We start from the raw sequence: 24,156 nt of genomic DNA, 5'->3' as shown, positions 1-24,156 counted from the left end.
CCATGTTCAATCAATTTCTACGCAACGTCAGCGCGCGCCCGGAACTGCTGATCCTGACGTTGATGGTGATGATCATCGCCATGCTGATCATCCCGCTGCCGACCGCGCTGGTGGATTTCCTGATCGGCCTCAACATCGTCATTTCGCTGCTGGTGTTCATGGGTTCGTTCTACATCGAACGCATCCTCAGCTTCTCCACATTCCCGGCCTTGCTGCTGCTGACCACGCTGTTTCGCCTGGCACTGTCGATCAGCACCAGCCGTTTGATCCTGAGCCAGGCCGACGCCGGGGACATCATTGCCTCGTTCGGTGAGTTCGTGATCGGCGAAAGCCTGGTGGTTGGCTTCGTCATCTTCTCAATCGTCACCATCGTCCAGTTCATCGTCATCACCAAGGGCTCGGAACGGGTCGCCGAAGTCGCTGCTCGCTTTTCTCTGGACGGCATGCCCGGCAAGCAGATGAGCATCGACGGTGATCTCAAGGCCGGTGCCCTGACCGCTGAAGAAGCCAAGGAAAAACGTAGCGTACTGGAGCGCGAAAGCCAGCTGTACGGCTCTTTCGACGGCGCAATGAAGTTCATCAAGGGTGACGCGATCGCCGGCATCATCATCATCTTCGTCAACTTCATCGGCGGCATGGCCATTGGTGTCGGGCAGATGGGCATGGACATGTCCACGGCCCTGTCGACCTATACCTTGCTGACCATTGGCGATGGTCTGGTGGCGCAGATTCCTGCATTGCTGATCGCCATCGGCGCCGGTTTCATCGTCACCCGGGTCAATGGTGATGACAGCAATCTTGGGCGCAACATGCTCGCCCAGATGCTCGGTAACCCCTTTGTACTGGGGGTGACGGCGGTGCTGGCGGTGGGTGTGGGGTTGTTGCCGGGCTTTCCGTTGATCACTTTTTTACCGATTGCGGTGGTGTTGGGGCTGGTGGTGTTTTTCCGGCACCGCAAGGCTTCAAGACTTACCGGGCCACCGGTTGAATCCAGCGCCTCTGTCGCCACACCAGGGGAGGCGTCAACCGAACTGGGCCTGTTGGAAGACATCGACAGCATTGCCACCGAAACCGTCCCGCTGATGTTGTTGGTGCCCACTTCACGCCTGCACGAGCTCGACACCGCTCGCTTGGCGGTGCGCTTTCGCAGCCAGTTTTTCGTCGACTACGGACTGCGGATTCCCGAGCCCCAGATACGCGGCAGTGACGCTTTATCCGCGCATCAGGTGGCTGTGCTGATCAATGAAGTGCGCGCCGACCAATTCGATATTCATTTCGATCATTGGCGGTTACTCGACTATTCGCCAGAACTGGAGCCGTTAGGTTTTTCACTGGTACGAGGCGCCGACGGTCATCAGCGAGGGGGGACCTGGGTTACCGCCGATGACAGGGAGCGGGTGCAGCAGCTGGGCTATCAACTGCGACCGGCCTACGACGAATGCTACCGCTGCCTGGTGACGTTGCTGGCGCGCAACATCCAGGAATTTTTCGGTGTGCAGGAAACCAAGCAGCTGCTCGACGAGATGGAAAACCGTTACCCCGACCTGCTCAAGGAAGTTTACCGCCACGTCACCGTGCAGAAGATCGCCGAGGTCCTGCAACGGCTGATCGGCGAGCGTATTTCCGTGCGCAACATGAAGCTGATTCTCGAGTCACTGGCCCATTGGGCCTCGCGAGAAAAGGATGTGTTGGCCCTGGTCGAGCACGTCCGTGGCGCGATGGCGCGCTACATCAGTAACAAATTCGCCCACGGCAATGACCTGCGCGTGCTGTTGCTGTCGCCGGAGTTTGAGGACGTGGTGCGCAAGGGCATTCGGCAAACCTCGGGCGGCAGCTTCATCAATCTCGAACCCGCCGAAGCGGAAGAGTTGATGGACCGCCTGAGCGTCGGTCTGGACAGCCTGCACATTGCACAAAAGGACATGGTGGTGCTGTGTTCGATCGATGTGCGGCGCTACATCAAGAAGCTGATCGAAGGAAAGTTTCGCGAACTGGACGTGATGTCGTTCGGCGAAATTTCCGAAACGATCTCGGTCAACGTTATCAAGACGCTGTAAGGAAACGATCTTTATGAAACACCTGGATATTGCCGAACTGTTGCGCGAAGCACTGCGGCACAGTGGCTGCACCGATAAGCAGTTGGGGCACTTCGACAGTCACAGCACTATCGAAATGCACATGAAGGATTTGCCCGCTATCAACGTCGGTTATGTGGATGAAGAGGTGTGGGTATGGGCCAGTGTGACGGAGATAGGGCCTCAGCTTCTGAGGCATGCATCCGCCGATTTGCTGCAGATTTTACTTCAGGGCTGCCCCTGGTCCCGCAGTGGGCAATTGCACCTGTGCGATGTGGAAGGACAGCTTGAACTGCGACTTCTGAGCAATGAAAAGGCCCTGAGCGACGGCGAGCATTTCGCCCAGGCCCTGGACCACTTCGTTGCGGTGCTGGAAGAACTGTGCGGCATCCTGCGCCTATGAATGCCTGGCTGGAGCGCCGCGCCGCGCACCCGTTGCGCCTGAGCGGGCCCTTGATCGAGGCGGCATTGGTCGACGTGGTCATCGGCGAAGTGTGCGAGGTGCGTCAACACTGGCGATCATCGCAACTCGCGGCACGAGCCCAAGTCATTGGCTTCAAGCCAGGCGTGGTAGTGCTCAGTCTGCTGGGGGATGCCCGAGGGCTTTCCCGGGAATCGATGATTGTGCCGACAGGCTCGGTGCTGCGCCTTGCCTGCGGTGATGCGTTGCTCGGCAGCGTGGTGGACCCTCACGGCAACATCGTTGAACGCCTGGCGCCGACTTCTGCCGTTCACGAACAGGACTACCCGGTGGACGCCGAGCCGCCTGCGTACCACCAGCGTCGGCCAGTCGCCGTGTCACTGACCACCGGCATCCGCGTCATCGATGGTTTGCTGACCTGCGGCGTCGGTCAGCGCATCGGTATTTTTGCGGCCGCTGGATCGGGCAAGACATCGTTGATCAACATGCTGATCAGCCACACCGAAGCAGACGTCTTCGTCATTGGCCTGATCGGCGAGCGGGGACGCGAGGTGACCGAGTTTGTCGAGCATCTGCGCCAGTCCGACAAGCGCGCACGCTGCGTGGTGGTGTTCGCGACCTCGGATTTTTCCTCGGTGGATCGTTGCAACGCAGCGCTGCAGGCGACGACCATCGCCGAGTATTTTCGTGACCAGGGACAACGCGTCGTCCTGCTGCTGGACTCGTTGACCCGCTACGCCCGGGCTCGCCGTGATCTGGCGTTGGCCGCTGGCGAAGCGCCGGCTCGACGCGGCTACCCCGCGTCGGTGTTCGATGCCTTGCCGCGCTTGCTGGAACGGCCCGGTGTGACCGCCAAAGGCAGCATCACTGCCTTCTACACGGTACTGCTGGAAAGTGACGATGAACCGGATCCGATGGCCGAAGAAATTCGCTCGATCCTCGATGGGCACGTCTACCTCAGCCGTGATCTGGCCGCCAAAGGGCATTTTCCAGCCATCGATGTGCTGCGCAGCGTCAGCCGTGTCGCGACGCAAGTGACCAATACGCAGGTCCGGCAACTGGCGTCTTCAACGCGAGACGTTCTGGCGCGCCTTGAGCAGTTGCAGATTTTTCTCGACCTCGGGGAATACACCCCGGGCGCCAATGCAGCCAATGACCACGCCATGCAGCGCCGCGAGGCCTTGGACCGGTGGCTGCGTCAGCCGACGGACGAATGCAGCGAACCGGAAGTGACCCTGCGGAGCCTCAATGAACTCATTGCCTGATACACGCCGATTGTTGAGTTTCAGCGAGAGGCGCCAGCGACGTTTCGAGCAGGGGTTGATGCGCACGCAGCAGCAGTTGCAACCGCTGCGTCAGGAGCTGGCGGATTTCGCCGAGCAGGCCGCCGCGCTGCACAACCTTCTGGCCAGCCATCGCGCCGAAGATTGCACGCTGGATCACGGGCAACTGCTGGCGCTGTTGCGACGTCAGGCCATCATCCGCCGGCAAATTCATGTGCTGCAGCTGGAGCGCGACCGCGTGGAGCAGCAGTGCAGGCAGGTCGATGAAACGTTGCAAACGCAACGCGAACAACTGCGTTGCGCTCGGCAAAAACACGACAAATATGAACGGGTTGTTCAGCAAATGACGTGTGCGCAGAAGCTTGAACGTGTGCGTCGGGAAGAACGGGAAGTGGAAGACATGGCCGGAGTGCAGCGATGAATGAAGTGTCCGTGGTGCCGCAGTTATCGGTCCTACCCATTGAGTCAGGTGCTGAGGGGGACGTGGAAACGCTCGAAGAAAAGCTCGTTCCGGTTGAGGAGGAGCAATTGCCACAAGGCGTGGCGGACCTGGTCGCAGCAATGCTCTGGCGTCAACGACCGTTGACCGCAATGTTGCGCGGGGAAACACTCCAAGGCCGTGCGCCAGATCAGGGCGCGGGTGAGCGTCTGTTGCAAGAGCCGCGCACACAGCCGGTGGCCCTCGAACAACTGCTGACACTGCAACGTCTGCACCTGGCGGTCTCGCAGGTCGACAGGCACGTGATGCCCGCCCCAAAACCTGAGGTGGCGATGCCTGCACCGCCACCGATCGAAGTCAGGGCAACGCTCAATGAGCCCGTGTCGGCTGATCTACCCTTGCCGCCAAGCGAGCCGGCAATCCCCGACCACCCCATTGAATCCCCTTCGAAAACACAGCCTTTCGCTCATGGCCTGAGCAACACCCCGTCAGTGGTTTTGCCCGCCACAGCGCCGGTCCCGGTCCCGGTCCATAGCGCGGCGCCAGTCCCAGGCCCTGCATCGCTACCGTTGCCACTGCCATTGCCCAACATTGCCCAGGAAAAAGCCCCGCCGCCGAACCGTGATTTTCTCCAGGTTCCGTTCCACAAAGGCGCTACCAACGGTCAAGTCACGATCACCCGGCTGCCGGGTGAGTCAGTACAAAACCTGGTGCTCAGCCCCAGCAGTGCTCAAGTCTTTGAACACCTGCGCGAGCCATTTGAACAGGTCCGCAATGCCCATTGGCAGCTGAACGACAACCCGAATCAACAACAGCATCAAGGGTCACACCCATCGCCTGATGACGACCAGGAAGAACCATCGGAAACCCTTCCGTGAGAGCGCTCGCATTACGCCGTGTCGATGAACTGATGCATGCCCGAACCCAGGCTGTGCACCGCTGGCTGAGCGCGGGCCACCGCGTCGGATTGGATGTGCCTCAGGCGCTGTCCGGTTATCTACGGTTTAGCGTCAAAGGCGAGCGGGGAGGCTGGCAGGGCCTGATTCTGGCGCGTGACTGGCTGCATCATTCGCTGCCGCAATTGGCGTCACTGCTGACGGTCGAGTCCTCGCTGGCGAGCATCGCCTCTTTGTTTCGAGCGGTCCCTCGACCGCTGCCCCAGATGCTGGACGAACTGCACTGCGCCAGTCTTTTGGACATTGAATTAATCGAACCACAGGTCTTGCCCGTGCAGGCGTTGCCCTGGATCGAAACCGTTGCGGGTCGGCTGTGGGTGGCGGTTCTGCCACCTGAGCCGTTGCGACAAAAATCACCGCAATCACGTACATGGCTGAGGGATTTGCCGCTGCGCCTGCAACTGATTCTGGGGGGCAGTGACATCAGCCGCGCAAGCCATGCACGCCTTGCGCAGGGTGACGTGCTGCGGATCACTCAACTCACTCACCAGTGTCGGCTGGCGAACCACAGCATCGGCGTTTTCTCGTTCAAGAAAGAGGGGTTACACATGGAATTCACGGTTGACGATCCAAGCCGACTACCTGGCAGCGACGGCCAGCTGGAGCAGCTACCGGTTCGTCTGGAGTTCGTTCTGGCCACCCACGACATCGAACTGGGCACCCTGCAAAACATTATCGCCGGCCAACTTATCCCGCTGGCCGCCGGCACCGAAATGCACATCGAAGTGCGCTGCCATGGCAAGCGGGTTGCGCGAGGTGAACTGGTCCAGCTGGACGGTCAACTGGGTGTCGAATTGCTCGAGGTTTATCGGACTGTCACCGATGAATGACGTCTCACTGATTGCGTTGCTGGCCTTTGCTTCGCTGCTGCCATTCCTGGTGGCAGCGGGCACCTGTTACATCAAGTTTTCCATCGTGTTTGTCATCGTGCGCAACGCGTTGGGCTTGCAGCAGGTGCCGTCGAACATGGCCCTTAATGCGATCGCACTGATGCTCGCGATTTTCGTGATGACGCCGGTCATGAAGCAGGGCTACGGCTATTACAAGGACGAGCAGGTGGCTTTCACCGACATTGAGTCCGTGGTGAGTTTTGCCGAGAACGGCCTGGGTGGCTACAAGGACTATCTGCGCAAATACACCGATCCGGAACTGGCGCTGTTTTTCGAGCGGGCGCAAATGGCGCAGGATGAAACCGAAGCAAGCCTGCCTGACGATGAGGCGCTTGAGCCGTCGCTGTTCGCCTTGTTGCCGGCCTATGCGCTGAGTGAAATCAAAAGTGCATTCAAGATCGGTTTCTATCTGTACCTGCCCTTCGTCATCGTCGATCTGGTGATCTCCAGCATCCTGCTGGCACTGGGCATGATGATGATGAGTCCGGTGATCATCTCGGTACCGATCAAACTGGTTTTGTTTGTGGCGCTGGATGGCTGGGCGCTGCTGTCTACCGGGCTGGTCAAGCAATACCTGACCCTGCTGACATAGGCGCGCGCGATGAACGATCTGGTTTATGCCGGCAACAAAACCCTGTACCTGATTCTGCTGATGGTCGCCTGGCCGATCATCGTCGCGACGGTGGTCGGGCTGGTGGTCGGTCTGGTTCAGACCGTCAGTCAATTGCAGGAGCAAACGCTGCCCTTCGGCTTCAAATTGATGGCGGTCGCCGGGTGTCTGTTCCTGTTGTCCGGCTGGTACGGCGAGACCCTGCTGGATTTCAGCCGCGAAGTCATGCGCCTGGCGTTGAGTTAGGCCCATGACGGTGACACTGTTTTTCGATCTGTACGCGCTGATGGCCGCAGCGGTGCTGGGGGTCGCTCGGCTGGCTCCGATTTTCTTTATGTTGCCGTTCCTGAACAGTGGCGTGCTGACCGGTGCGCCGCGTCAGGCGGTCATCGTGCTGGTGGCGCTGGGGTTCTGGACGTACGTCGGCGTACCACTCCCCGCGCTCGATGGACTGGCGTTCTTTGGCCTGGTGTTGCGCGAGGCCGGTATCGGTGTGTTGCTGGGGTGCCTGTTGTGCTGGCCATTCTGGGTGCTGCACGCCATGGGCAACCTGATCGACAACCAGCGCGGTGCGATGCTCAGCAGCACGGTAGATCCGGCTAACGGCGTCGATACTTCGGAGCTGGCGAATTTTCTGCAGCTGTTTGCAGCAGCGGTCTACCTCGAAGGCGGAGGCATGTTGTTGATGCTGGAGACCGTGGGCCACAGTTACCGCATCTGCGCGCCGGTAAATGGCTGTGTCGTGAACCTACCCTCGATCATCAGTTTGCTCGATGCCCTGGTCAGCAAGACATTGGTGATCAGCTCCCCGGTGGTTGCCACGTTGCTGATCAGCGAGGCGCTGCTGGGATTGCTGTCGCGCTATGCGCCGCAAATGAATGCCTTCTCGGTATCGCTCACGGTCAAGAGCCTGGTGGCGCTCGTGGTGTTGATGCTGTATTTCGGCGCGCATCTGCCGGATGAAATCCTGCGCATGGGGGTTAAATCCCACTCGTTGGAGCACTACCTGGAAGCGGAGGGCCGTGATGTCGTCCAGCGCCTCCAAGACTGAAAAGCCCACCAGTAAAAAGCTGCGCGATGCCGCGCGCAAGGGTCAGACCTTCAAGGCCAAGGACCTGGTGGTCACCTGCCTGACGATGTGTGGCATCACCTACATGGTGTTCAACAGCTCGCTGCTGGAAGTCATGGAGGTCTATCGGCGCATCATCGCCAGTGACTTTGATGCCGACCTGCAAAAGTACTCGGCGACGCTGGTGCTGGTGGGTCTGAAGGCGTTACTGCCCCTGCTGCTGGTGTGCGTCCTGACCAGCGCGTTACCCGCGTTGCTGCAAAGCGGTTTTGCGCTGGCCAGTGAAGCCTTGAAGCTCAATCTCGGCGCATTGAACCCGATCAATGGGTTCAAGAAACTGTTCAGCCTGCGCACGGTAAAGGACACCGTCAAGGCGCTGCTGTACCTCGGTAGTTTCGCCTTGGCGTTGTGGATAGTCTGGGTCACCCAACGGCAACTGCTGTTCGCCCAGTTGTATGCCCAGGCGCCGGATCTGTTCGCGATCTGGGGGCGTTTACTGCTGGTACTGCTGCTGTCGTTTCTGGGGTGCGCGCTGCTGATCGTGGTACTTGATGCGCTCAGCGAATACTGGTTGTTCATGAAAGACCAGATGATGGACAAGGACGCAGTCAAGCGCGAACACAAGGAGCAGGACGGCAATCCGCAGATCAAAAGTCGCCGACGTGACTTGCACAGGGAGTTGCTGTCGGAACAGGTCAAGTCCGATGTGCGCAACTCGCGCATGATCATCGCTAACCCGACGCACATCGCAATCGGCGTGTACTTCCGTCCTGAAATCACCCTGCTGCCCTTCATCTCCCTGATGGAAACCAACCAGCGCGCGCTCGCCGTGCGGGCGTATGCCGAGAAGGTGGGTGTACCCGTCATCAACGACGTCGCTCTGGCACGACGGATCTTCAAAACCCACCAGCGTTACAGCTTCCTCCAGGTGCAGGAAGTCGAAGAAGTCCTGCGCCTGCTGATCTGGCTTGAACAGGTCGAACAAGCCTGATCCCACCCATTTTCCTTCCACCCGAACGCCGACATGAGCGCTATTTGGCAGCGTGCAGGCCGGCGCTTTGGCTCAATGCAGGCGTCAGCGGCGCTGACGTTTTTTCAGGAGTGTGGCTGATGAGTCGCGACAAACAACACGATGAACAAGTGGCGCTGCAAATCGTCGATGCAGTGCTGGCGGGCGCGCCGTTGAAGGACGTGCAGGGCATCAGTGATGAACACATGGATGGCTTGTATGCCTTTGCCTACCAGTTCTATGAGCAGGGGCGGCTGGACGATGCGGAAAAGTTCTTTCACTTCCTGTGCATCTACGACTTTTACAACAGCCATTACTGGATGGGCCTGGCCGCCGTGCACCAGCTCAAACACAACCATCAGAAAGCAATCGATCTGTACGCCATTGCGTTCGCTCAAGGCAAGAATGAGTACCGGCCAATGCTCTATACCGGCCAGTGTCAACTCGCTTTGGGCAGGGTCGGCAAAGCTCGGCTGTGTTTTGAGTATGTACTCGAGCAGGCCCCTGAAGACGATCTGCGAAAACAGGCCCAGGTCTATCTGGATGCCTTGAGTCGAATAGAAAAAGACTGTTCGGAGGACACTGAACATGAGTGAAATAAGAAGCACATCCATGCCGTTTTCAACAGGTGCACACGGACGTGCCGAGGCGTTTGAAATCTACGGGAAAGCTGCCAGTCAGGCGGCTAGAACGGTTGATTACCAGAAGGCCGGTCAAGAGGCACTGGCGGGTTTGATGTCGGTGAACTACGCGGGAGAGCATGGTTCCTCCGCCACGGTTTCGGGGCGCCCACAGCTTCATGCGCCACCTCCGAGAGCGGATGGCAACAAGCAGGAAACCAACGGTGACCTGTTCACGCTGTTGATGGCGATGATCAGTGAGTTGTTCAGCGAGGTTGACGTCAACAAACTGAAAAATCGCCTGTCAATGTTGCAAGCCATGGCCGGCGCGAAACAGCAAGGTCATGACAAGCTGAGCGCTGAATACCGGGCCGCTGTCGATGCGTTGGCGGCCGCAGAAGATGCCGTCGGCGGCAGTCAGGAAAAGCTTGAGAAACTGCGTGAGCGTGTACAGCACTTCCAGGGGCTGCTCAATGACAGTGAAGCTCGTCTGGCCGAACTTGATCCAGAGTCGCCGGAATATGAAAAAGAACTGGCGCTTCGCGATCTGCTCAAAGGCGATCTGGCGAGCCACACGCAGACCTTGCAAAAAGCCGTCGATGCACACGTGAAGCTGATCGAGAGCGCTAACGCTGCGGCAAAAACCTTGCAGGGCGCGACGGTAAAAGTGCAAGAAGCCGGGCTAGGTGGTCCTGCAATCAAAGAGTCGCAGGAAAAGGCGCTGAGCAGCAGCGCGCAGGCATTGCTCAACCGATTGAAGATCATCGAGCTGTTGGGTGAGTCGGCGCAGAACAAGGAAGAACTCAATCAGGAGCTGTTCCTTGAGCTGCAAGCCAGGCTTCAGGAACACATGAAGCTGGAGTCGGATAAGTACCTGGAAGAGGTGCGCAAAGCCGAGGCCCTGCAAAAAACCATGGGCTGCATCGGTACCATTGTTGGCGCCTTGTTGACCGTTGCGACCATCGTCGCCGGTGTGCTTACGGCCAACCCGATGCTGATCGCGGTGGGCGTCATCGGTGCTGCGTTGATGATTGCCGATGCGGTGGTCAAGGAGAACACAGGGGTGTCGTTCATGGCCGAAGCCATGAAACCCCTGACCACCGTGATGCAGGAGGCCATCAAGCTGTTTACCGACCTCTACACCAGGCTCTTGATCGGCCTTGGTGTTGACCCTGAAACGGCGAAGGACATCGCGCAAATTGCCGGCATGATCCAGGGGATCGCCGCAACCTTGGCGGCCGTTGTGCTGGTGGCTATTGTCGGGGTTGCGGTGATCGGACCAATCGTCGGTGCAGTCGCTTCGAAACTGGCGTCAGTGGTTGCTCAGGCTGCGCCTGCGGCGATGCAGGCGCTCAAGCAAGTGGCATCGTCGTTGGGCAATACACTGACCCAGTTGCTGACGCAGCTGCGCAGCTTCATCAGTTCTGACCCTGTGGCCCTGGCTCGCTACGCGGCCAATCTTGAAATCGCCCAGGCGGTCACAGAGTTCGGCAGCGTGGCTGTACAGGGAGGGTTGCAGGTCGCCAGCGGCAATCATCAGGCCAAGGCCGCTGAGCATTTGGCAGATGTGCGGGTGCGCATGGCGATCAGCGAAGAAATCACCTCCTATCTGACTCGCCTGGTCGAGGACTATGGCACTTCGATGCGGGATAGAACCCGACAGATCGAACAGGTCTTTGCGGACATGCAGCGTAGCCATTCGGTCAATCTGCAAATGGTGCGTCACGTTTGAAATCAGAGATAGAAGGAGTTCGTCATGTTTTCGATTAGCGCTGCACAGCCTCCGGCTCAGACCAGGGAAATTGATCCGCTGGATGCGGGTCTCAACGAGCTGGTCGCCCAAGAGCAGCATTCGAAAGATCGCAAAAACATAGCGTTGAGTGACCCGGGGTTGCTTGAGGTCATCGCGAAGAACCAGATTCTTGAGACCCGCGGCGTCACCCCGACAGCGGCCCAACTGGAAAGCGCGATCAATGCTTACCCACCCTCGGCGTCCGATTGGCAAGACTTCGTCGCGGCCACACTGATGCAAAAGGAAGAGGTGCGCGACAGCCTGGCGTTCGACCCCGGCGCCTGGGAGAAACACGCCAATGTATTGGTTGCCGCCATCATCGCGCTGAACATCGCACGGGTGACCAACGCCGAGCTGCGCGGGCACTTCAGCATCATGGCTGCCGATGCCGCCAAGTCTCAGGGTGCTGCCATTGTGGAGTCGGGAAAAGCGGCACTGTACAGCGCCATTACAGCCGCTGTGGTGTCCGGTGCAATCGCCGGCTTTGCCATGGTTAAAACCTTTCAGGGACAGAATCTCAAACATGCGGATATCAACCTGCATAAGCGCAACTCCCTGGATGCCAACACCATCGAGCGAGACTTGAAGCGCGATCGGGCGATCGATGAGTGGAATCCCGAGACAACTTACAAAATTCAGGTATTCGACGATTTCGGCAGGCCAAAAATCGTGGACTTCAAACCCCAGGGGTCTGTCCTGACACCTAAAGAGCAAGCCTGGTTTGACGCTGAAATCCTCAAGGCCCAGAAGGTCGGTCAGACGTCGGATTGGCTGAGCCAGATCGGCGCGAAAGGCATTGAAAAGAAACTCGAAATCGGTCGCGCGCTCAATGCGATGTCCATGAGCATGAGCCAGGTGGTGTCGAGCATCGTCCGCATGAAGGAGCACGCAGCGAGGGAAGAGGAGGTGCTGCAGCAAAGCGCGCAGAACACGCAGAAAAGCCTGAGCGATGAGGTCGGCCAGAAAGACTCGGCTGATGCGGCGTTGCTGCAAAAGTTGATGGACATGGTGATGCAGCTTTTCCAGTCCCGCATTGAAGTCATAGGGAAAGTCTGAGCATGAGAATACCTGATAACTTGCAGCCTCCCGGGCGCCCATTCAACGACTGCGGCGACGGAATGAACGCTGGCGCACCGGTTGAGCTACCGTCTGATGTTCCAGTGGGATTCACGCTTGCCCAATCGCTTGATCGATCGTTGGCAGTGCTCGCACGCCACCTTGAAAGCATGCTCAGGTGTCAGCCGAACATCATGAAAGTAGCGGTTGAACTGTTGAGTGGCGGTACGGCAGAAAGTGCAATTGCAGAGTTTGTTGAGCAGGTTGAGCTCAAGCGCATGCGATCTAAACTTTGGGCTCAGAAGTTTAGTGACTGCTGTTCGGTGATGAGGGGGGTGATCGGCACGCTGACAGATCAGCAGCATCAGCAGGTGGTACACGAGCAAAACCGTATCTTGAGTGAACTGCACAACATTCCCGATCCCGTTCCCGCAGAGGTGGCAGATGCATTTGATGCCATTATCAATTCGCCGAACGACTTCTTTGACAAGCTGCTTGAACTGATCAACCTGATCAAAAACGGTTATCTGGCCGGTTATGAGCACCTGATTAAGGCTTACTCGGATTTCTTTTCAGACTTCAATAAAGAAATCACTGCAAAGATGAAAGAGTGGATCGAGGGCGCGAATGACGGCAAAGAGGTCAAGCTGAATGCGGGTCAGATGCGCTCGGCGTTGCAGGCGCTTATTCAGAAGTACTCACATCCAAACCCGGCATCCGTATTGTTTCCGGCGCCTGGCATGGACGGAGCAACCAGAGAAGAAGCCGACAACTGGCGCAAGGCGCTGGGGCTTCCGGAAAGCTGCCTCAAGCGAAACGCCGATGGCACTTACAGTGTGGTCATGGACATGGGGCCCCTGACGGTCATGTTGGGCAGCCTCCCGACAAGTGGAACTTGGGTCACTTGGGACACTGCAAAATTTCAGGCATGGCAAACCGGATTTAATGCACAGGAAGAACGATTGAAAAACACGTTGCAGTCGTTCACGCAGAAGTATTCAAACGCCAATTCTTACCATGACAATTTCAACAAGACGCTGTCGTCGCACCTGAACCAGTTTGCCGACATGTTGAAGGCGATGTTGAATTTCTAAAGTGGTAGGTTGGCGTTAAAGAAGAAGATACTACTATTAACGTGAAGCATAATGTCTGCTCGTTTGAGTTGTTATTGTGCCTTTGTAATTTTTTTTGCGGGTGTCGAGGATGCAGAAGAGTGATCAGGAAATCGAGCGGAAAGTAATTGAAATATTAAATGAGTGTTTTTTTGTGGGCCGGAACGCGATTGAGACAAACTCGCGTTTAGTGGAGGATTTATATATTGATTCTATGGGTATTGTGGAAATTATAATTAAGTTGAATGAAAAATTTTGTACGGAATTGCCACCTCTTGAAGTGGCACAGTGGTGTAGCGTTTCAGATATTTGTTTTTCTCTGATGGCGGATAGAGATAAGCGATGCAGATGAGGAGTCAACAAGAGTTAAAATATTTCGAGTAGATTGGTTGAGTTGTAAAAGATGTGGTTGGCTATTGGTGAGTGTTTTTTTACGGATACATGGATATGACACCTGCTGGGTTGTTAGTGCGAGAGATATGTGAATATTTAAATGTTGATGTTCATTCGAGTGATTTAGGGGTGGTCTTAATCGAAAAGGACGGGCAGCAATGGCGTATTGATGCTGCAGAAATTGGGCAGCGCCTAATTATTTGTAGTGACCTTACTACACTAGAGCTCGAAGGGTTTGCCGCTGATTACTATTTGAGTATGAATGCAAATTTGGAACTGATGAGAGGAGCTTGGATTGGGCTTGGTTTGGATAAGGTTTTAAGGTTGTATCATCAAGAGTCGCTGCAGGGTTTGATTGCTCCGCAAGTCGTTAAGATATTGGAGCGTTTGGTTGGGCTGCATCGGCATATCATTGAAAATAAAACTTGAAAATAACATTGTTTAGAAGGTGGTGCGGTGCCAAATGCATTGAGGTCGACTGTTTATACTGCTGTTAATTTGAATTTTATTGGTAAGACGGAAAGTCTTGATGGTTCTCACGAGTTATTTGTGAGGAGTGAGCCTGGTTCACCAATAGCCGAATGTGCGCTGGAATTTCCAGAATTTGACATTACAGCAGATCATGTGAAATTTACCGCTGGATGGAAGTGTGTATCCTTTCTAAATTACGAGAGTAGCCTGCAAGAGAGCGTGGGGGCTTCTTGTTTTAATATTCCTAGTCCTGGAACACGGGAAGTTTTTTTTCAAAAGATATTCAAGGACTCGGTATTTGATAGTCAAGGGGTTCGTAAAGAGATTGGATTTGAGATTCTGAAGCAGGCGCGGCAAGTCAGTCAGAGAATGGATTCTTATGTATCCACGAAAAATATTGTTGAAAACCAACTTTTTTGTATGGATTATCAAACGTTTCAAGGTTTGACCTATCTGCATCCGCGTGACGAATCATACAAGTCTGTGCTGTCTGATAGTGAAAAGGATATTAACGTTTTTCTTCCGGGATACGCTACTGGCGACAGATATACTTTGATCTCTGCAGCCCTTATCGAGCCTCGTCTGAAAATATCTATTGGCTATAGCGAAAATAATCAATCTGAAAAAGTCAGTGCGGAAGAGGCAGTGGCTGTCATAAAAGAAGCGTTGCTGGCAAATGGTGAGCCGTACCCTGATGAGCGCATCTCATTACTTTCTTATAACGGACCCAGTCTAAAAAATGCTAGAGAAAGCCTCGATGAAGCTGCGACGCGCGAACATTTTTTATATCAGTCTGGTTATTCATCTCCATTGGCAGACTCAAAAAATGTGGATGCGCATATGTTCCATATATCCGTTACTACGGAAATTTTGAATCGTTATTTTAGTGGTGAGAATGAGTTTGATAAGCAGAGTAAGCATTTAGATATTCGCCAAAAACTTCATGCGTTGGTATCTCCTGAGGACAAGGCAATTATTAATAGGCTTGCAGATGATGTGGTTGAGAGTCAAGGTATTAAAAAAGGTTCGATAGCGTTATGGGTTGCTGATCGTGAATATGCAAATGAACGAGAGGCGGAAGCAATTTCCAGACCCGCCATGTTCGAATTGATTGCAGATGCGTTTGAACAAAGTGGTCGTGATGTTTATTTTATTGCTGATACTTATTTTAATAATGAAAAAAAGAATGATGGGGCCGAGGTGGTAGTTAATCGACAACCGTATCGCCCTACCTCGAGACCTCATGTTGGGCGGTTTTGGGCGGCTGAAATCGACGGAGAACGCTTGTTGGCGCCGAGGCAAAATCAGTGGTACTTCATGGATCGCCTGTTGCAAACTATTGGTGGGGGGCTGGTAGGTATACGAAGTGGGGCATTAGAGCCATTTGCGCTTATGGGGCATAATATAGTTTATCTTGAGCATAAAGGGATGTTCACACCTGAGAGGCACGCCAGTTGGCAGGGTAATATTCCATATAATCGGTTGATAATAACAAATACAGTTGGTTATTTAGAAGGCAATACTGAGTTGAAGCTGAGAAACCTTATTCAGCAAAATCTTTCTCGTGTGGTGGTTGAAAGAGACAAAACTGATACAGGCAGGGAACTCGCTCGGCGCACTGAACAGGAGATTGGTTCTATTATGGATGATATTCATGATGGCCAGATAAGTAGAAAAGAAATGCAGTTGCTGGTGACCATGGCCAAGACGGGCGACACGGCTATAGGTGCTGCCAAAAAAATATGGCCAGAGCATGTCGCGCTGTGCGTAAAACAATAGTCGAAGTTTTAATATTGCATTTGAACTTGTAAGGAGAACACGTGGCGTCGTAGTTAGGCGCCATGAGCATCGGTTTCTATTTAGCTGTGTCGCACTCAGCTCCGGAAACCGGCAAGTAATAGGTCCTACGAAGACAGTCGCTTTTGCCTACGCCTTTATAAGGTTTTTCCTACTTATTCATCCCGCTCGACTTCCTATAGTCCCGTCGCTTGTCATCACCAAGCCTGGCGACGCTCAGGCTTGATCGCGATTCAGTACTTTCTATAGAGATTCTCCGCGTATGGACAGTGCAACTGATCAAACGCCGTTCAGGTCGTTCGTTTTTGGCCAATGGCTGCTGCAAAGCGATGGAACGCTGATGCAAGAAGGTAAAGGAATACACGTCCCTCCCAAAGAACTGAGTGTGCTGCGGCTGCTGCTCGGATCGGCCGGCACGGTGATCAGTAAGGATCATCTGCTGGATGCCGTATGGCCCGAGGCCGATGCTGCCGAGGAGTCGTTGACGCGTTGCATTTACGCATTGCGCAAGTTGCTCGAGAAAAACAAGGGCTTCATTGCCACGGTCTACGGTCAGGGTTACAGGTTCAGTTGTCCTGTGGTTGAGCTCCGGTCACCTGACGAGTCGGCACTCGCGGCGCCGTCGCTCGCGGTTCTGCCCTTTCGTGGCATGGACGAGGGTGACGCCCTGGACTTGCAAGAGGCGATGATTCGGCAGTTTTCTTCGATTTTCGACACCGTTGTACGGGTTATGCCAGCCAGCCTGACGGCGGCTTATGACTATCCCGTTGACGCGCAATACCTGGTGTCGCGGTTATCCCCGGATTATTACTTGAGCGGCCGCTGTATTCGGCAGGGTGAGTTGGGGCAATGGTCGATCGAGCTGATTCGTGGCGGTGATCATGCGCTGATTCATGGGCAGGTTTTAGAGGGCGGTGGCCTGGATACGCATCTGGGGGAGTTGGCCTGCCAAATTGCGCAGCGATTGCCCGGAGTACGCATTGTGGGCACGGCTTGTACATCGTACCCGGCTGCAGTGGCCTACCTGAACGGTGTGTGCAGTGTGCAGCGGCACACCCCTCAAAGCCTGCGCGACGCGATCGTGCAGTTTCGGCAGTGCTTGCAGTTGACGAGTCGCTATACGCCGCCTCTTTGTGGGTTGGCTGATGCCTGGTTGGGGCAGGCAATGCTGGGTGTCTGTGAGCAGGAACTCGCGGTCGAAGAGTCGGAGTCGGCCATCTCCAAAGCGTTGTTACTGGACCCTTGTTGCACGCAAGCCTTGTCTCGTCTTGCCCTGCTCACCAGTTTGCGTGGTTGCGAGGATGCGGCGCAGGTGCTGTTCCGTCGATGCTTGCTGGCCTCCGATCAGGCAGACATTCATTACTTTCACGCCTGGCATCACTGGTTCTGGCGGCGTAACGATCAAGCGACCCTGTGCATTGAAAAGTGCTTGCGGCTGGACCCCGATTGCGTGCGGGCGCAGGTCCTGCAAGTGCGTATCGCGATGACAGGCAACCCGCAAAACGCGGCGCTGATGGCACGCCAGCGTCTGCAGCAAGGCGCATCGGGGCATCCCTTGCTGGTGATGTTGCATGCGGCGACATTGGCGTATTTCGGTCAGTACGAGGCCGCCTGGTATGAGCTTGAACGGGCCGCGTTAACTGACATCGCAGTCGGCGAGCAAGGCCTGGCCGCCTGGAATGTACTCTTCGGGGTCAACCCGCTCACTGCGCGCAATCAGTATGCGAACTGGCTGCGTTCGGCGCGCTCTCGAACGGTCGCTGTGTTGCCTTTGCCGCTATGGCCTGGCGGGGTGGAGGGAGCGTTGGTCTCACCACGCTGGAGATCGTTGCAGCGGCAAACACCGGTCTCCAATTCTCCTGTACGGCAGGTGGCTTCGTTCGGCAGTGGAATGCGTCAGGCATGACATGGCAGCGAGCAATAGGTTTGTTGGTGTTTACCTGTCTTGGGATCGGGCAGGCGCACGCGTTCTGTTGGGGGAGGGCCGGTCAGTTGCACGGGATCGAGCCCGAACTGCTTCAGGCCATTGCCGACGTGGAATCGCAGCAACGCGCAGACGCGATGAACACCGATGCCGACGGTAGTCGCGATATCGGGCTGATGCAGATTAACAGCTGGCACCTGCCTCGTTTGCATACCCAAGGGATTACCGAGCAGCTTTTGCTGGATGAGCCCTGCCTCTCGGTTGAAGTAGGCGCTTCGGTGCTGGCCGGTTTTATTTCCCGATACGGCTACAACTGGACGGCCGTCGGCGCGTACAACGCCGGCAATGCTCCGGACCGCCAGACAGCACGCCTTCGCTACGCGCAAAAGGTTTGGCAGCGTTATCAGGTGTTGACTCGCAAGGTCGCCGCCACAGGCGTGGAAGGGTAATTCTGATCGAGAGCATTCGCGATCAGCAGAATTCGATCAGGATCATCCAGCTTGATGTTTTTAGGATGGGGGCTCACTCACGGTCTGGAGTCTGAATGGTGACGGATATGCCGGTTCCCCCATTGCAACCTTGTGTGCTGCGGATTTTGAACGGTCCGTTGCAAGGGTGCGAGTTCCCGATCAGTGAGCCACGCACTTTGTTCATCGTCGCACCGCTGAACCTTCTGGGAGACGCGAAATGCCCGCTCAGCGTGCCAGCGGATGCGATCTTCGTTCCTCTGGAACACGGAGGATGCAATTTCGAAGTGCTGCTGGATGAAAGCGGCGTGCAGGTGCGACTGCTCGATGAGTCGGCACAAGCGCGGCACCTTGTTTTTCAGCGCAGCGAACACGTGGGCGGTTTGCACATAGGTTTACATGCGCACGATCAGCGTTGGGAGCCTGAGCATGTTGCTTTACAGCCTGGCCCCTTGCATCAGGACGTCGCTCGTCGGTGGCCGCGAAAAACCTTCGTGAAATGGCTCAGTGGCGGGTTGGCGCTGAGCTTGCTGGTGGCCTCGGTCGGCGTGTGGTCGGTACCGGTGCACGCCCCCGAAACCGATGTACGCCAACTCATCGCCGGCGCCAGCGCCGAGGTTGAGGTCGTGCATGGGCGCGACAAAACGGTGTACGTCTTTGTGGCTTCCGAACGGGACGCTGGCTGGAGCCGGCAGGTGCTGATGCGCAATAACTTGCTGAGCGCCAAAGTGCTGGTGATGGATCAGGAGCGTCGTCGGCTGGAGAAGCTGCTGGTCGACCATGATCCGCAACTGGCCTGGCACTCACTGGACCTGAAGAACCCCTCGATTCCGCGGCTGCTGGTCAGTGCGCAGCGCAATGTGCTCTCGCCTGATGCTCAAACACGGTTGCTTGAGGTCGTGCTCCAGGCGGCGCCCTATGCCCGGGATGTGGCGGTGCAGATGCAGGATGACCATTTGCTGGCCGATCTCGCCGAACAGGGTTTGCAACGTCTGTCGCTGGGGTTCAACCGTGTTGAGTACGGTGACAGTGTCACGTTCGCCGTCGCAGGCAACTTGCAGGATTCCGAGTTGGCGGCGGCGCGCCATTACGTCGACGGGTTTTACCGGCAATGGGGTGATCGCTACGTGCACTTCACTGTCGAGCTCAAAGACGATTCGCTCAAGGGCAAGTCGTTCCAGACCGGCCCTCAGGGCTTCATCAAGACGACTTCATCGTCTTGGCATTTTCCGACAAAACTGTAGAAGGTGATTTATGGCTGGCCCTGGTATCGACTTCCCGATTCAATTCCCCGATGACTTCCTTGGTCGTCAAGCCGAAGCATTCGAAAACGGTGCAAAGACCCTCAAAGAGGCGCTGGATGCAGCGCTGGTTGACCTCGAGAACGACGCGTCCGATCCAGGAAAACTCGCGGCTTACCAAGCGGCGTTTTCCTCCTATACCGTGTTCCGAAACGCCCAGACCAACACGATCAAGGGCTTCAAGGACATCGACATGGCGATCATCCAGGCGGCTCGCTGATTTTTCCCGACGGGTCATCGTCGCCTGGCGATGGCCATTTTTGATGAGTGTCGTGCATGTCTATCCAAAGCCTCTCTTCTTCTTTTGTCGAACGGACCGCAATCACCGAATTGCGCGGCCCTCAGGAAGGTCCGACGGTGTCCCTGGAAAGTCGTTTACTCGACGCCTTCGCCAGTTCCGCGGTGACCAGTGGGCAGGAGGTTTCTTCGATCAACCGGCTGATTGAGAGCCCCGATATCACCAGCCCTGAAGCGTTGGCCCGGCTGCAGGAACAAATGGGGCAGTACAACGTGGACATCAATTTACTCAACGTTCTGGTGCGCAAAGCCGTGAGTACGGCCGAAACGCTGTTGCGCGCGTCATGAAGGCAGGCGCGCTGCTGATGTTGATATGCCTGGCGCTGGTGGGGTGTCGTCAGCCCAGCCTGCTTGAAGGGCTTGACCAGCAACAAGCAAACGAAGTGCTTTCGGTGCTACAGCGCAACAACATTACGGCGACCAAAGTGGACGCTGGCAAAGCCGGCTACTCGGTGAAAATCAACAAGGTCGACTTTTCGGCGGCCGTCGACTTGCTCAACCTCTATTCATTACCCTCCAGACCTCGCATGCAAGTAGCGGAAATGTTCCCCAGTGACTCGCTGGTGGCTTCCCCTCGAGCCGAGAAAGCCCGGCTTTACTCAGCGTTGGAGCAGCGGATCGAACAGTCGCTGGGGGTGCTGGACGGGGTGGTGTCGGCGCGGGTGCATGTCAGTTACGACCTGGATGCCGGAGAAGGAGGGCGGAAGGCTGCGCCCATTCATCTCTCCGCCGTGGCGGTTCATGAGCGAGATGTCGAGCCGCAATTGTTGATCTCTGACATCAAGCGCTTCCTGAAAAACAGCTTTGCCGGCGTTGAGTACGAAAACATATCAGTGGTCCTGACTAAACGTTCGCCGACACAGCATGTCGCGCCGCTAGCGAGTGCGGCAGTGAGTGATTCGCGCTGGTTGTGGGTCATGGCTTTTGTAGCCGTGCTGTTTTTTATCGGTGCGGGTGTATTCGGGTATCGGCAGTTGAATGGAGTGATCCGTGACGTCAAGCGCTGAGCGTTGGCAGCGGATTCTCACCGAACCGCTGGATTACCTGCACGCGCAGCGGCTGACTGTTCCTTCGGGTTTCGAGGCAGCTGATGCCCGGCGGGTAATCAATCAGATCCTGTTTGAAGGCCTTCCGCAGGCAGGTCCGTGGCCCGCGATGCCGCAGACCGCTATCGCGCACATGTGGATTCGGCAGTGGCGACAACTGCCCCGAATCGCTTCGTTGATGGGGGCCTGGCGGCTGTTCCCCCAGCTGGCGCGAGGCGGTGCTTTGCAGCATTTGCCGAGGTCGTTGCGCACCTTCGCCAGTTGCAATCCTGGCGCTCGCGTCAGCCTGCCGATCCCGTCTTCGGCCTCGCCGATCCAGCAGGTTGAAGCTGCCGGTTTCAACGCATTGTCAGGTTGGTCGGCTGACCTGCCGCTGCCGTTGTTCGATCGGCTGGCTTTGCAGTTTTCTCCACAGGTGGTTGACCTGCACAAGCAATGGCCTGTCGCGAAACCCGACCCGACCCTTTTCTTTTTGGCGGTGCAGCATGCTCGACTCCATCCGAACCCTGACTGATCTGCCCTGTTCGAGTGAGGCACGCATGGCGCGCGAAGACATCGTGGCGGCCCGACAGCGTCGTGTCCTGGCTGACCAGGCTCGGGGCTGGGCTCGAGAGTGCGTTGATCAGGCTCGCGATCAGGCCGAAGCGGTCCGTGCCGAGGCCTTTCATCAGGGTTACGCCGAGGGTGTAATGCGCGCGGCGCAAGACCTGGCGAGGGGGCTGCTCGAATCGCAATCGCTGGGCGAGCAACTGCGCAGGGATCTCGCTCAGGCTTCTCGCCAGCTGCTCGGCGATCTGCTGAGTCGCGGCGAATGGCTGGACGAGATGCTCGCACGCTGGCTGGCGAATCAAGCGAGCCACACAGACCAGGTTTTGCAGGTGCTGGTACCCCTGCGCTGCAAACCTCAAGGCAGTGATCTGCGCCAGCGGTTGCAGGCCATTTGGCCCGGCGCGTTGGTGCTTGAGTATCAACCGCAAGAGCGGTATGTGGTGCGCCTTGCCGATCAGTTGCTCGAGTTCGATATCGAGACGACGTGCCAGCGATTGCACCCCAGGTTGTTGTCCCTTTTGGAAAGCTTGCCAGCGTCGGTGCGTGCCCTCGACGACGCGTCGATCCAGCGACTCAATGATTTGTGCAGGGGTTTTGGAGCGGGGACACGATGAGTATCGACGCGATCGTGGGCTCACGAAATGTTCAGAACAGCGGTATTGGCGAAGTTGAAACGCTGGAGTCACGTGTGTTGCGTACCAATCCGGACATTGCCGGAGGAAGGCGCCCGGACCCCGAGTTTGACCGGCTCTACCATCAGCTGCTCAGCATGGAAGGGCAGGGTGAGAAGGCGATCTATGACTACTTGAGGTCGTTACGGGGAGAGGACGGCGTCACGCCTGCTTATCCCAGTGCCAAAGCGCTTTTGGCGGTGACGCTTCAGGTGTTGGTCAAGCTGAAAGAGGAAGGGCTGGAAAAGACCCAGCTGTTCAAGGAAATCAAGGGCGCCAACGGGTTGGCGTTCGCTATGGATGTATTCGTCAAGAGCTACATGCGTGATGTGTTCCAGCCGATGGAAGACGATGCGTGGGAGAAGAGTGAGTGGTGAGGGGGGGCCGAATGGCCCGGGAAAGTACTTCTTAAAATAGAGAGATCACAATGTTAAATTCGGTTAGCGGGTCGACAGGAACTATCTTTAAAGCCTCTGAAGGCGTTGACACCGCCGCCATCAACCCGATTCGCAGCCAATTGATAGACGCGCTTGACTTAGCGTGTCCGAACTTCGAACTGAGCGCTTTGGGCACTTCAAGGCAAATCGGAATCGGGATGCAGGTGTTTGATCGCGCGGTGCAGCGTCAGTTAAACATTTGCCAGGCAGATCTGGGCGAAACAGCGCAACGTCTTGCGGATGACATCAAACTCTTCATTCAAGGAGACTTGCCATCGCAATCGCAGCACGAGGATTTGTTTGTGCGAGCTGCCGAATTAAACAGGGCGGATATTCAGCAAACCCCTGTAAGCCGAATGGAATCGTTTCTTGGCGCGGCTTTAGAGTCGCTTGGGAGCGCTAGGGAGCCATTACTCAATCTGCTTAACATCACCGCTCGTACAGGCCTGATCGTCGCGGCGACCACGGTGCTGCGCCAGGTCGCCAGTTATTACATTGAGCAAGCCATTCAGGAAGGCGACTCGCCCCAAGCCTCCCAGGCATGGGCCGTCGCAGCCGTCACAATGATCGGTCCGGCAATGAGCCTGATGGGGGCGATACGCGACGAACGTGCCGGAACCGCAAACCTGCAAACCCGGCTTGGGCGAGTGTGTATGGCCAGCATCACCATGGGCTCGTTGATTGCGGCGCATTTGACCGGTGCATCTTCCTCCATGCTCACCAGCGCAATTGCAACGAATGTGTACACCGTCGCTCGAGATGTCACGAATGCGTTCTTTTCTTTGCAGAGCAATGCCGGCGACGCCACGACGAGCGCTACTGCGGTAACGACGGTGTCCTACGGGGCCGTGCAGTTTCTGCTGGCGGAGGTCGGTGCCCTGATGCCACCAAGTGGTGCCGGACGGTTTTCGGCCGACCTCGGTTACAGTTTGGGAGCGGATGTAATTCAGGGTGGCCTCAACGCGGCAGGCGCGGTCATTGACGATTTCATTTTCATCCTGTGCCGAAGCTGGCCCTTGCTGTCCCCGACAGCGGGTCTGGATTCAGCATTGTCGGATCCGGAGTCCTTGCAGCGCAGTGTCCTGGAAGTACGCGCGGGAGCACGCTTGCCTTCACGTGAACAGCTGGCTGATGCTCTTCTGAACGTCAATGCGTCCCGAACATCAGCCTTTCAGGCGATCAATCTTGTTGTCGGGGCGGTGGCAGTCGAATTGGCGCTTTCCGACTATGGTGAAACCAGTCAGGGCCATATCTTGAATATCTGCCTGATGGGAATGCTGATGCTGATCTACTTTCCGTTTATCTGGACGTGTTCACAGCGCAGTGACCGGAGCTGGTCACCTGAACAACTGAGGGAGCAGCCTACGCCGTAGCGCCCTCTTGTTTGGGGTGGATCGGGCGCTCGTTTGATGCAGTCCCTCGCGCACGCCCCTCCACCCCGGCTATAATCGCCGCCACTTTTCCCAGCCCA

27 protein-coding genes are annotated in these 24,156 nt (G+C 56.4%); all 27 read left to right on the top strand.

Going from position 1 to position 24,156, the window contains the following annotated elements; all coding sequences use genetic code 11:
• The first annotated feature begins 2 nt into the window (after positions 1–2).
• The 27 genes from GBC55_RS15680 to GBC55_RS15550 all read left to right on the top strand — a co-directional run bounded on the left by GBC55_RS15680 (position 3) and on the right by GBC55_RS15550 (position 24,058).
• Positions 3–2,057 (top strand): EscV/YscV/HrcV family type III secretion system export apparatus protein, encoded by a 2,055-nt coding sequence (locus tag GBC55_RS15680; protein ID WP_162438330.1) that lies wholly within the window; start codon positions 3–5, stop codon positions 2,055–2,057.
• A 13-nt stretch (positions 2,058–2,070) separates the two neighbouring features.
• Positions 2,071–2,478 carry an Invasion protein B family gene (locus tag GBC55_RS15675; RefSeq protein ID WP_162438331.1) on the top strand — a complete coding sequence of 136 codons (408 nt, stop codon included), beginning with the start codon at positions 2,071–2,073 and terminating at the stop codon, positions 2,476–2,478.
• Positions 2,475–3,761, top strand: a complete 1,287-nt coding sequence (gene sctN / locus GBC55_RS15670; protein ID WP_162438332.1) for a type III secretion system ATPase SctN — start codon at positions 2,475–2,477, stop codon at positions 3,759–3,761. The genes GBC55_RS15675 and sctN overlap by 4 nt, the downstream gene beginning before the upstream one ends.
• Positions 3,745–4,200: a type III secretion protein gene (locus tag GBC55_RS15665; protein ID WP_162438333.1), complete on the top strand. Its 456-nt coding sequence runs from the start codon at positions 3,745–3,747 to the stop codon at positions 4,198–4,200. The genes sctN and GBC55_RS15665 overlap by 17 nt, the downstream gene beginning before the upstream one ends.
• Entirely contained in the window at positions 4,197–5,096 is a 900-nt protein-coding gene (locus tag GBC55_RS15660; protein WP_162438334.1) for a hypothetical protein, read from the top strand. Before GBC55_RS15665 ends, GBC55_RS15660 begins: the two co-directional genes overlap by 4 nt.
• Entirely contained in the window at positions 5,093–6,004 is a 912-nt protein-coding gene (locus GBC55_RS15655) for a FliM/FliN family flagellar motor switch protein (RefSeq protein WP_162438335.1), read from the top strand. The genes GBC55_RS15660 and GBC55_RS15655 overlap by 4 nt, the downstream gene beginning before the upstream one ends.
• Positions 5,997–6,656 carry an EscR/YscR/HrcR family type III secretion system export apparatus protein gene (locus tag GBC55_RS15650; RefSeq protein ID WP_162438336.1) on the top strand — a complete coding sequence of 220 codons (660 nt, stop codon included), beginning with the start codon at positions 5,997–5,999 and terminating at the stop codon, positions 6,654–6,656. Before GBC55_RS15655 ends, GBC55_RS15650 begins: the two co-directional genes overlap by 8 nt.
• A 9-nt stretch (positions 6,657–6,665) precedes the next feature.
• Complete coding sequence (locus GBC55_RS15645; protein ID WP_162438337.1) at positions 6,666–6,920, top strand: EscS/YscS/HrcS family type III secretion system export apparatus protein; 255 nt, start codon at positions 6,666–6,668, stop codon at positions 6,918–6,920.
• Positions 6,921–6,924: 4 nt separating this feature from the next.
• Positions 6,925–7,725 (top strand): type III secretion system export apparatus subunit SctT, encoded by an 801-nt coding sequence (gene sctT / locus GBC55_RS15640; protein ID WP_162438338.1) that lies wholly within the window; start codon positions 6,925–6,927, stop codon positions 7,723–7,725.
• Positions 7,700–8,734, top strand: a complete 1,035-nt coding sequence (locus GBC55_RS15635) for an EscU/YscU/HrcU family type III secretion system export apparatus switch protein (RefSeq protein ID WP_162438339.1) — start codon at positions 7,700–7,702, stop codon at positions 8,732–8,734. Before sctT ends, GBC55_RS15635 begins: the two co-directional genes overlap by 26 nt.
• Positions 8,735–8,853: 119 nt before the next feature.
• Positions 8,854–9,348: a type III secretion system translocator chaperone SicA gene (sicA, locus tag GBC55_RS15630; RefSeq protein ID WP_162438340.1), complete on the top strand. Its 495-nt coding sequence runs from the start codon at positions 8,854–8,856 to the stop codon at positions 9,346–9,348.
• Positions 9,341–11,104 carry a type III secretion system translocon subunit SctE gene (gene sctE / locus GBC55_RS15625; RefSeq protein ID WP_162438341.1) on the top strand — a complete coding sequence of 588 codons (1,764 nt, stop codon included), beginning with the start codon at positions 9,341–9,343 and terminating at the stop codon, positions 11,102–11,104. The genes sicA and sctE overlap by 8 nt, the downstream gene beginning before the upstream one ends.
• Positions 11,105–11,128: 24 nt before the next feature.
• Complete coding sequence (locus GBC55_RS15620; RefSeq protein ID WP_162438342.1) at positions 11,129–12,220, top strand: cell invasion protein; 1,092 nt, start codon at positions 11,129–11,131, stop codon at positions 12,218–12,220.
• Positions 12,221–12,222: 2 nt separating this feature from the next.
• Complete coding sequence (locus GBC55_RS15615; protein ID WP_162438343.1) at positions 12,223–13,314, top strand: IpaD/SipD/SspD family type III secretion system needle tip protein; 1,092 nt, start codon at positions 12,223–12,225, stop codon at positions 13,312–13,314.
• Between the two features lie 109 nt (positions 13,315–13,423).
• The gene (locus GBC55_RS15610; protein WP_162438344.1) at positions 13,424–13,684 is read left to right on the top strand and encodes an acyl carrier protein; all 261 of its coding nucleotides are present in this window, start codon (positions 13,424–13,426) and stop codon (positions 13,682–13,684) included.
• 89 nt (positions 13,685–13,773) lie between these two features.
• A complete protein-coding gene (locus tag GBC55_RS15605) occupies positions 13,774–14,154 on the top strand; it encodes a CesT family type III secretion system chaperone (protein ID WP_247266927.1) in 381 nt (126 codons plus the stop codon).
• Positions 14,155–14,181: 27 nt separating this feature from the next.
• On the top strand, positions 14,182–15,975 hold the full coding sequence (locus GBC55_RS15600) for a hypothetical protein (protein ID WP_162438346.1): 1,794 nt from the start codon (positions 14,182–14,184) through the stop codon (positions 15,973–15,975).
• Positions 15,976–16,255: 280 nt separating this feature from the next.
• Positions 16,256–17,899, top strand: coding sequence for a winged helix-turn-helix domain-containing protein (locus GBC55_RS15595; protein ID WP_162438347.1), 1,644 nt, complete (start codon positions 16,256–16,258; stop codon positions 17,897–17,899).
• Positions 17,896–18,366, top strand: coding sequence for a transglycosylase SLT domain-containing protein (locus GBC55_RS15590; protein ID WP_162438348.1), 471 nt, complete (start codon positions 17,896–17,898; stop codon positions 18,364–18,366). The genes GBC55_RS15595 and GBC55_RS15590 overlap by 4 nt, the downstream gene beginning before the upstream one ends.
• Positions 18,367–18,473: 107 nt before the next feature.
• Positions 18,474–19,628: a PrgH/EprH family type III secretion apparatus protein gene (locus tag GBC55_RS15585; RefSeq protein ID WP_247266926.1), complete on the top strand. Its 1,155-nt coding sequence runs from the start codon at positions 18,474–18,476 to the stop codon at positions 19,626–19,628.
• A 10-nt stretch (positions 19,629–19,638) separates the two neighbouring features.
• On the top strand, positions 19,639–19,905 hold the full coding sequence (gene sctF, locus GBC55_RS15580; protein ID WP_162438350.1) for a type III secretion system needle filament subunit SctF: 267 nt from the start codon (positions 19,639–19,641) through the stop codon (positions 19,903–19,905).
• A 56-nt stretch (positions 19,906–19,961) separates the two neighbouring features.
• Positions 19,962–20,270, top strand: coding sequence for a type III secretion system inner rod subunit SctI (sctI, locus tag GBC55_RS15575; RefSeq protein ID WP_162438351.1), 309 nt, complete (start codon positions 19,962–19,964; stop codon positions 20,268–20,270).
• On the top strand, positions 20,267–20,989 hold the full coding sequence (locus GBC55_RS15570) for an EscJ/YscJ/HrcJ family type III secretion inner membrane ring protein (RefSeq protein ID WP_162438352.1): 723 nt from the start codon (positions 20,267–20,269) through the stop codon (positions 20,987–20,989). Before sctI ends, GBC55_RS15570 begins: the two co-directional genes overlap by 4 nt.
• Positions 20,973–21,542, top strand: a complete 570-nt coding sequence (locus GBC55_RS15565) for a secretion system protein (RefSeq protein ID WP_162438353.1) — start codon at positions 20,973–20,975, stop codon at positions 21,540–21,542. The genes GBC55_RS15570 and GBC55_RS15565 overlap by 17 nt, the downstream gene beginning before the upstream one ends.
• Positions 21,514–22,191: an oxygen-regulated invasion protein OrgB gene (locus GBC55_RS15560; RefSeq protein WP_162438354.1), complete on the top strand. Its 678-nt coding sequence runs from the start codon at positions 21,514–21,516 to the stop codon at positions 22,189–22,191. The genes GBC55_RS15565 and GBC55_RS15560 overlap by 29 nt, the downstream gene beginning before the upstream one ends.
• The gene (locus GBC55_RS15555; protein WP_162438355.1) at positions 22,188–22,625 is read left to right on the top strand and encodes a hypothetical protein; all 438 of its coding nucleotides are present in this window, start codon (positions 22,188–22,190) and stop codon (positions 22,623–22,625) included. The genes GBC55_RS15560 and GBC55_RS15555 overlap by 4 nt, the downstream gene beginning before the upstream one ends.
• Before the next feature lie 50 nt (positions 22,626–22,675).
• Positions 22,676–24,058: a hypothetical protein gene (locus GBC55_RS15550; protein WP_162438356.1), complete on the top strand. Its 1,383-nt coding sequence runs from the start codon at positions 22,676–22,678 to the stop codon at positions 24,056–24,058.
• Positions 24,059–24,156: the final 98 nt, after the last annotated feature.

It is taken from the genome of Pseudomonas sp. TNT3 (assembly GCF_010095445.2).
Taxonomy (GTDB): domain Bacteria; phylum Pseudomonadota; class Gammaproteobacteria; order Pseudomonadales; family Pseudomonadaceae; genus Aquipseudomonas.
Note: the sequence above shows the minus strand (reverse complement) of the source record. Positions and strands in the feature narration are given on the sequence as shown.

Bases quoted from the DNA above. Each gene is read 5' to 3' on its own strand.
- GBC55_RS15680 (WP_162438330.1), top strand. From the start codon at position 3: ATGTTCAATCAATTTCTACGCAACGTCAGCGCGCGCCCGGAACTGCTG.
- GBC55_RS15675 (WP_162438331.1), top strand. From the start codon at position 2,071: ATGAAACACCTGGATATTGCCGAACTGTTGCGCGAAGCACTGCGGCAC.
- sctN (WP_162438332.1), top strand. From the start codon at position 2,475: ATGAATGCCTGGCTGGAGCGCCGCGCCGCGCACCCGTTGCGCCTGAGC.
- GBC55_RS15665 (WP_162438333.1), top strand. From the start codon at position 3,745: ATGAACTCATTGCCTGATACACGCCGATTGTTGAGTTTCAGCGAGAGG.
- GBC55_RS15660 (WP_162438334.1), top strand. From the start codon at position 4,197: ATGAATGAAGTGTCCGTGGTGCCGCAGTTATCGGTCCTACCCATTGAG.
- GBC55_RS15650 (WP_162438336.1), top strand. From the start codon at position 5,997: ATGAATGACGTCTCACTGATTGCGTTGCTGGCCTTTGCTTCGCTGCTG.
- GBC55_RS15645 (WP_162438337.1), top strand. From the start codon at position 6,666: ATGAACGATCTGGTTTATGCCGGCAACAAAACCCTGTACCTGATTCTG.
- sctT (WP_162438338.1), top strand. From the start codon at position 6,925: ATGACGGTGACACTGTTTTTCGATCTGTACGCGCTGATGGCCGCAGCG.
- GBC55_RS15635 (WP_162438339.1), top strand. From the start codon at position 7,700: ATGTCGTCCAGCGCCTCCAAGACTGAAAAGCCCACCAGTAAAAAGCTG.
- sicA (WP_162438340.1), top strand. From the start codon at position 8,854: ATGAGTCGCGACAAACAACACGATGAACAAGTGGCGCTGCAAATCGTC.
- sctE (WP_162438341.1), top strand. From the start codon at position 9,341: ATGAGTGAAATAAGAAGCACATCCATGCCGTTTTCAACAGGTGCACAC.
- GBC55_RS15620 (WP_162438342.1), top strand. From the start codon at position 11,129: ATGTTTTCGATTAGCGCTGCACAGCCTCCGGCTCAGACCAGGGAAATT.
- GBC55_RS15615 (WP_162438343.1), top strand. From the start codon at position 12,223: ATGAGAATACCTGATAACTTGCAGCCTCCCGGGCGCCCATTCAACGAC.
- GBC55_RS15610 (WP_162438344.1), top strand. From the start codon at position 13,424: ATGCAGAAGAGTGATCAGGAAATCGAGCGGAAAGTAATTGAAATATTA.
- GBC55_RS15605 (WP_247266927.1), top strand. From the start codon at position 13,774: ATGGATATGACACCTGCTGGGTTGTTAGTGCGAGAGATATGTGAATAT.
- GBC55_RS15595 (WP_162438347.1), top strand. From the start codon at position 16,256: ATGGACAGTGCAACTGATCAAACGCCGTTCAGGTCGTTCGTTTTTGGC.
- GBC55_RS15590 (WP_162438348.1), top strand. From the start codon at position 17,896: ATGACATGGCAGCGAGCAATAGGTTTGTTGGTGTTTACCTGTCTTGGG.
- GBC55_RS15585 (WP_247266926.1), top strand. From the start codon at position 18,474: ATGCCGGTTCCCCCATTGCAACCTTGTGTGCTGCGGATTTTGAACGGT.
- sctF (WP_162438350.1), top strand. From the start codon at position 19,639: ATGGCTGGCCCTGGTATCGACTTCCCGATTCAATTCCCCGATGACTTC.
- sctI (WP_162438351.1), top strand. From the start codon at position 19,962: ATGTCTATCCAAAGCCTCTCTTCTTCTTTTGTCGAACGGACCGCAATC.
- GBC55_RS15570 (WP_162438352.1), top strand. From the start codon at position 20,267: ATGAAGGCAGGCGCGCTGCTGATGTTGATATGCCTGGCGCTGGTGGGG.
- GBC55_RS15560 (WP_162438354.1), top strand. From the start codon at position 21,514: ATGCTCGACTCCATCCGAACCCTGACTGATCTGCCCTGTTCGAGTGAG.
- GBC55_RS15555 (WP_162438355.1), top strand. From the start codon at position 22,188: ATGAGTATCGACGCGATCGTGGGCTCACGAAATGTTCAGAACAGCGGT.
- GBC55_RS15550 (WP_162438356.1), top strand. From the start codon at position 22,676: ATGTTAAATTCGGTTAGCGGGTCGACAGGAACTATCTTTAAAGCCTCT.